Source organism: Pseudomonas sp. K5002, assembly GCF_013386655.1.
Lineage (GTDB): Bacteria > Pseudomonadota > Gammaproteobacteria > Pseudomonadales > Pseudomonadaceae > Aquipseudomonas.
On record NZ_JACARK010000861.1, the window covers coordinates 1 to 6,329 of the forward strand.

Annotated in this window: 7 protein-coding genes; 2 read left to right on the plus strand and 5 right to left on the minus strand. The window is 61.5% G+C overall.

The window, feature by feature from the left end:
- On the minus strand, positions 1-578 hold a 578-nt coding region (locus HX846_RS30065), incomplete at its 3' end, for a THUMP domain-containing protein (protein WP_256740106.1).
- A gap of 531 nt (positions 579-1,109) precedes the next feature.
- Here HX846_RS30065 and rmf point away from each other — a divergent pair.
- A complete protein-coding gene (rmf, locus tag HX846_RS30070; protein WP_002553055.1) occupies positions 1,110-1,325 on the plus strand; it encodes a ribosome modulation factor in 216 nt (71 codons plus the stop codon).
- A gap of 120 nt (positions 1,326-1,445) precedes the next feature.
- Here the strand turns inward: rmf and HX846_RS30075 are convergent, their stop codons facing one another.
- The 4 genes from HX846_RS30075 to sctC all read right to left on the minus strand — a co-directional run bounded on the left by HX846_RS30075 (position 1,446) and on the right by sctC (position 5,032).
- Positions 1,446-2,471, minus strand: coding sequence for a quinone-dependent dihydroorotate dehydrogenase (locus HX846_RS30075; protein ID WP_003219118.1), 1,026 nt, complete (start codon positions 2,469-2,471; stop codon positions 1,446-1,448).
- 86 nt (positions 2,472-2,557) lie between these two features.
- A complete protein-coding gene (locus HX846_RS30080; RefSeq protein WP_003219119.1) occupies positions 2,558-3,025 on the minus strand; it encodes a transglycosylase SLT domain-containing protein in 468 nt (155 codons plus the stop codon).
- A complete protein-coding gene (locus tag HX846_RS30085; RefSeq protein WP_023659087.1) occupies positions 3,022-3,399 on the minus strand; it encodes a winged helix-turn-helix domain-containing protein in 378 nt (125 codons plus the stop codon). The genes HX846_RS30080 and HX846_RS30085 overlap by 4 nt, the downstream gene beginning before the upstream one ends.
- A 169-nt stretch (positions 3,400-3,568) precedes the next feature.
- Positions 3,569-5,032 (minus strand): type III secretion system outer membrane ring subunit SctC, encoded by a 1,464-nt coding sequence (gene sctC / locus HX846_RS30090; protein WP_178966772.1) that lies wholly within the window; start codon positions 5,030-5,032, stop codon positions 3,569-3,571.
- A 236-nt stretch (positions 5,033-5,268) separates the two neighbouring features.
- On the opposite strand from sctC, the gene HX846_RS30095 reads away from it, so the two are divergent.
- A partial coding sequence (locus HX846_RS30095) for a CmpA/NrtA family ABC transporter substrate-binding protein (RefSeq protein WP_178966773.1) occupies positions 5,269-6,329 on the plus strand: 1,061 nt, incomplete at its 3' end.

Consider the following 6,329-nt stretch of genomic DNA (forward strand, 5'->3'; position numbering starts at 1 on the left):
ATGCGCGGCCAGCCGGAGCGAATCAGGATCGCCGCCGCCAGGTTCTCTTTCAACGGTGCCGCGCCCTGCTGCAGGCGGTAGCCGCGCTGGTGCAGGCTGTGGCCGGACAAATCAAGGGAAAGGATCGCTTCGCCACGGTCCAGGCGCAGGTGGATGCGCAGGTCCGGGTTGATCTTGTCGATGGATGGACGTTCGCCGGTCGGGGTGCGCAGCTTGTCGACAATCGCATCCTTGACCTTCAGCGCGCCGAAGTGGGTGTTGTCGATGCCAGAGCCATGGCCGCTGAATTCAACGGCCAGGGTGCCGTCGGCGAGCATGTGGTCTTCCCACTCGATGTCCAGCACCCCGTGGTACAGGTCTTCGGCGTCCTTCATCGGGAAGCGCTTGAGCACCAGCAACACGCGGTTGGCCAGGCGCGACCAGAGGCACAGGCGGTAGGCGGTCTCCATGTCGGCCATGCCGCGCACGGCCGAGGTGTGCTCGCGGGCTTCCTCAAGGCCAAGCCCCACGGCTTCCTCGATCAGCAGGCCTTCGAGGCCCTTTGGGCAAGTGAGGAAGAGTTCAAAACGGTCCGACATGGGGCATTCCAGGCTTTTCAGCAATAAGTGAACGGGCGACGCATCGCGCGTTCGGTTTTCAATCAAGCGCTTTTCTTGAAGAACGCTCGTGTGGCACGAATGTGCCGTTCCACCCCGGCTACCGGCCTTTCGGGCCTTTATCGACGGGGCAGTTCAAGTATTTGAAGCAACAAGAAGAAACATTCCGACCCTTCGTCGAATAATAACCGACTGCAACAGGCGGACATTCTCACTAAAGGATTAAACCCATCCTCTTTGAAGGGCACATCATAGCTGGGTTTGCCCAACAAAAGGGGCGAAAAGCCATCCCAGCTTATGGCTATAGCATCATTATCGTTACGTGCTTATGACAAAACGATCATTGAATCCATGTGACCTATTGGTTAGAACTCAACACAGGTTGGCGCCGTAACGACGCCGACACATAGCTCGCCACGCCGGCAGCGAGCGCACCAACGGCAGAAAAACTCTGCCCGGCCTCGGACGAGGCCGAAGGATATCAAGACAGTCAACAAGTGAGGGAAACACCCTATGAGAAGACTTAAGCGTGATCCGTTGGAAAGAGCATTTTTACGCGGATATCAATATGGCGTTCATGGCAAATCCCGTGAGCTTTGCCCATTTACTCTACCGTCGGTACGCCAAGCCTGGATCAACGGCTGGCGAGAAGGACGCGGCGACAACTGGGACGGTATGACTGGCACTGCGGGAATCCACAGACTCAACGAACTTCACGCCGTCGGCTAATCAAGGGCATTTAATTCCGACACCAGCACGAATACGCAACCACTTAACCACGCACGCCCCATCCGGGCGGCGGGCTTCGGCCCAGGGGCTCCTTCAAGGAGCCCTTTTTATTGACTGTTGTCAGCCGCGCGGCAATGCCGCAATCGCATCCACCGCCTGGCGAATCAACGCCGGGCCCTTGTAGATAAAGCCGGAATACAACTGCACCAGGCTCGCGCCGGCGGCGATTTTTTCGGCCGCGTGCTTGCCCTCGGTGATGCCACCCACGGCAATGATCGGCAAGCGCCCTGCCAACTCGGCCGCCAGCACCTTGACGATGTGGGTACTCTGGTCGCGTACCGGCGCACCGGACAGGCCGCCCGCTTCGTCACCATACGCCAGGCCTTCGACACCGACGCGGCTCAGGGTGGTGTTGGTAGCGATCACCGCATCCATGCCCGAATCCACCAGGGCCTGGGCCACCAGTACGGTCTCTTCGTCGTTCATGTCCGGGGCAATCTTGATTGCCAGGGGCACACGCTTGCCGTGGCGCACAGCCAAATCTTCCTGGCGCTGGCGCAAGGCTTCGAGCAGTTGCTTGAGGGAGTCGCCAAACTGCAGGCTGCGCAGGCCCGGGGTGTTAGGCGAGCTGACGTTGACCGTGACGTAGCTGGCGTGGGCGTACACCTTGTCCAGGCAAATCAGATAGTCATCCACCGCACGCTCCACCGGCGTGTCGAAGTTCTTGCCGATATTGATCCCGAGGATACCGGTGTACTTCGCCGCCTGAACCCGTGACAGCAGGTTATCCACACCCAGGTTGTTGAAGCCCATGCGATTGATGATCGCCTCGGCTTCCGGCAGGCGGAAGATCCGCGGCTTCGGGTTGCCCGGCTGCGGCCGTGGGGTCACGGTGCCGATTTCGACAAAGCCAAAACCCAGCTGCGCAAAACCGTCGATGGCCGCACCGTTTTTGTCCAAACCCGCAGCCAGGCCTACCGGGTTGGGGAAATCGAGCCCCATCACCGACACCGGCATTTTCGCCGGGGCCTTGCACACCAGGCCATTGAGCCCCAGGCGGCCACCGGCACCGATCAAGTCCAGGGACAGATCGTGGGAAGTTTCCGGAGAGAGTTTGAACAACAGCTGGCGGGCCAGGGTATACATGGGCGGGCTTGACTCGGATGGCGGCGAAAGGTGGCGGCGATTATAGCCGGGGTGACGGGCTGCATGCGAGGCGTGCCGTCCAATCGTCAGTTACGGTGCGTCATCAGTTCCTCATAGCGGGCCCAGATTTTTTGCGCATAGCGAAGACGCAGGGCCTCACGCTGAGGCCCGGGCCCGCCGCCCACATTGTAGGAACCGATCGCTGTCCAGTTGTAGCCGAACTGTTTGACGAAGTCGGCAAGGATCGACGCCCCCACCTCCACCGACAGGCAAGGCTCATCCAGCAAGCGCTGCTCGGTAATGCCCTCCTTGAGCAGGCGCGGCAGGTGAATGCTGTTGATCTGCATCAGCCCGATATCACGGGTGCCGTTGTTGTTGGCGTAATTCATGGCCTTGGCGCGGTAGCCCGACTCCACTGCGGCGATGGCCTGCAACAATTCCGGCTCCATGCCGTATCGGCTGGCAGCCTCGGCCCAGCAATACGCCCGGGCTTCATTGCCGAAGCCGAGCGTGAGCATCAGCAGCAGCGCCCCCTTGCACCGGGCGCTGCTCATGCCTGCCCCCGACCGCAGGTGGAACAGACAGCGCCCACCGTCAGGCTGGTCATCCTGACCGCACAGGTCACCCGGTACCCTTTGCCGTATACCGTCTTGATCAGACCCTTGCCGCCCTTCAAATATTTGCGCAGCGAACAGATGCAACGGGTCAGGGACTCTTCCGTGGCCTCGTTATGGGGCCATGCCTGTTCCAGCAAGTGGTCCTTGGTCACCAGCACTCCGGCCGAGGACAGCAACAGGCGCAACACCTGCCACTCCTTGGGCGGGAGTTGAATATCCGAGTCTTCACTGGTCAATCTACCGTCACCGTGCAACGTCCAGCGCTCAAAGACCATGGGGGTAGCCAGTACCCCATCGTTCACCACGGCCATTCGTACCTCCGCACCCAACTCACCTTCCAACACTGGTTTCCTGAAGGTCGCGACTATAAAAAGCCCACTCGCTGTATAGGAGAGGAAAAAACCCCATAGGCACTGATTTTTTCAGACTGGGCACGTAGGACCTTTCGGCGATGCCCGCCCAGGGGCGCCACCAACGTTCTTATCCTTCGGTCACCCGGTTAAATGCCCGCTTCACCTGCTCATGCTGGGAGCGCGTCAACGGCGGCGCCTGCCCCGGCTCGGCAGCGGTATGCAGCACATTTGCGACCGCCGTCGCCTGAATCACAAACAATCGCACACTGTTGGCCATGGGCCCGTTGTAGCGTCCGAGCAAGGCTGTGCCGGTATCGCGCTGAAAATTCCCCACCAGCAATCGCCTGCCCGGAGCCACACGCACCACCGTGTTGATCCCCATCCGCTCCACCCCCGCCGAGGGTTTGTCGCGACTGGCAGCCTTGCCCATCTGGCGGCCATCCTCGACGGTGAGCAGCATCTCGATTTCATTCGCCTCGGCAAAGCGCGGCAGAACACTGACCTGCGTACCAAAGACCACCGGTTGCCATTCGTCGTGGTCTTCACCCGGCCGGGGCAGATAGAACGTCCGGTTGTCGTTGAAAACCGCGGGCACATTCTCCTGGGTGAGAATCACCGGCAACGTCGTGACCCTCGCTCGCCTGCGCAACTCCAAGGCGGTGATCCGCTGCATGAATGCTTCGTCCTCGATGGGTGCCATGAGCCGGGTCGCTGAAGGCTTGTCCGACCCCTTGTGCATGGTCGCGCCGATCTTCTTGAGCTCATCGCGGTCCACATCCACCAGCCACATCGAAACCTCCACCGCGCGCTTCGGTACGTCCAGTTCTGCCACCAGACCTTCGATAAAGCTCACCTGCGCGGGCTTGCCCTTGATCAGCAGGCTGTTGGTGTCCGGGTACGCCAGCACCGAGATATTCTTGTCAGCCAGTAATCCGGGTTGCCGCGGGGACGCACTCTCCTGCTCGACGGCCAGCAGTTTTTCGATCATGGATGCCATGCCCGGCACCGTGACGGTTCTGTCGCCCATGTTGTACTCGCGGTCTGCAACGTGGGTGTTGAGCACCTGCACCACCCCGATCCGCTGCGGCCCCAGGCGCAGTTCCGCACGCTGGCGGTCCATCAGTTGGGCCAGGCGCAGCACATGGTCGACATAGTTCGGCGGCCCGGACACGTAGAACACCCGCGCCCCACTCGCACGCAGCGGGTAGCGCGCCTCTTCGAGCCCCGAACGGCGCATGAACCCGCGCAGGAGGTCGACCGAGATATGCCGCAGGGTCACTACCGAGCTTTTCGCCTCGTCGGCGTCATAGAGGTAAAGCACCTGGCCATCGGTGTACCAGATCAGGCCTTGCTGCTGGGCGACCGACTCCAGCAGCGGTTGGGGCGAGTCGAAATCGAACGCCCCGCTGATGCGCTTGCGAGCTGCCGCCTGACTGACAACGATCGGCTGCCCCAGCGGCAGGGACAACGCGGTAAAAAAAGTGTGCAGGCTTTCATCACGGGCCTGGTAGGAGCCCCCGAACGCGCCGGGGCTGCCCAGCAGCACCAGGCCGAAAAACAGCGTCGAGAAACGGTGAAGGTGGCTGAACATGCCTGCATGGCCCGGGCTGAAAGAGCGGCCATACTGCGAGGCAGGCCGATTTCAATCCTGATGGAAAGCTGACGCCCAGCCCATCCTGTGCGCATCGTGGCATGTGCCTTGCTTTGCCTTGTCTATCGCAGCTCGCGCCAACGGCGGAACGGGCTCAAGGACACAGACGTCGTTACCCCGGGCTCTTCCTCTGAGTACCCGACGGAACGGCGTTTTTTTATGAAAGGTACGTATTGATGAGTGATCCCCTGGCTTGGGTCAACGGCAGCGATGCCCCGGAAAAGAGCAGCCTCAACCTGGGTTTCATGGCCCTGAGCGATTGCGCCTCGGTGGTGGTCGCCGCCACCCAGGGCTTCGCCCAGCCCTATGGCCTGACCTTGAATCTCAGGCGCCAGTCATCATGGGCCAGCCTGCGGGACAATCTGGTCAGCGGCGAACTGGACGCCGCCCACAGCCTGTACGGCCTGATCTACGCCGTGCACCTGGGTATCGGCGGCGTGGCACCCACCGATATGGCGGTGCTGATGGGCCTGAACCAGAACGGCCAGAGCATCAACCTGTCCCGTGGCCTGCAACAGCTGGGGGTGACCAGTCCTGAGGCACTGGACCGCCACGTGCACCAAAGCCGAACAAAACTCACCTTCGCCCAGACCTTTCCCACAGGTACCCACGCCATGTGGTTGTATTACTGGCTGGCCAGCCAGGGCATTCATCCCCTGCAGGATGTGGACAGTGTGGTGGTGCCGCCGCCGCAGATGGTTGCGCACCTGCAAGCCGGGCGCATCGACGGCTTTTGTGTGGGCGAGCCCTGGTGCGCCAGTGCGGTGAAGCAGAACCAGGGCTTTACCCTGGCCACCACCCAGGCACTGTGGCCGGACCATCCGGAAAAAGTCCTCGGCTGCACCCAGGCATTTGTCGAGCAATACCCCAATACCGCCCGGGTACTGGTGATGGCGATCCTGCAGGCCAGCCGTTTTATCGAACAGAGCACGGAAAACCGCCGCTCCACTGCACAGTTGCTGAGCGCCCCGCAGTACCTCGACGCCCCGCTCGATTGCATCGAACCGCGCCTGCTCGGCGACTACGATGACGGCCTCGGCAACCACTGGCAGGATCCCCACGCGCTGCGTTTTTATGGCGACGGCGAGGTGAACCTGCCCTACCTGTCTGATGGCATGTGGTTCATGACCCAGTTCCGCCGCTGGGGCCTGCTGCGGGAGGACCCGGACTACCTCGGCGTTGCCCGGCGTGTGCAACAACTGGACATCTATCGCCAGGCGGCCAGCGCCATGGGCGT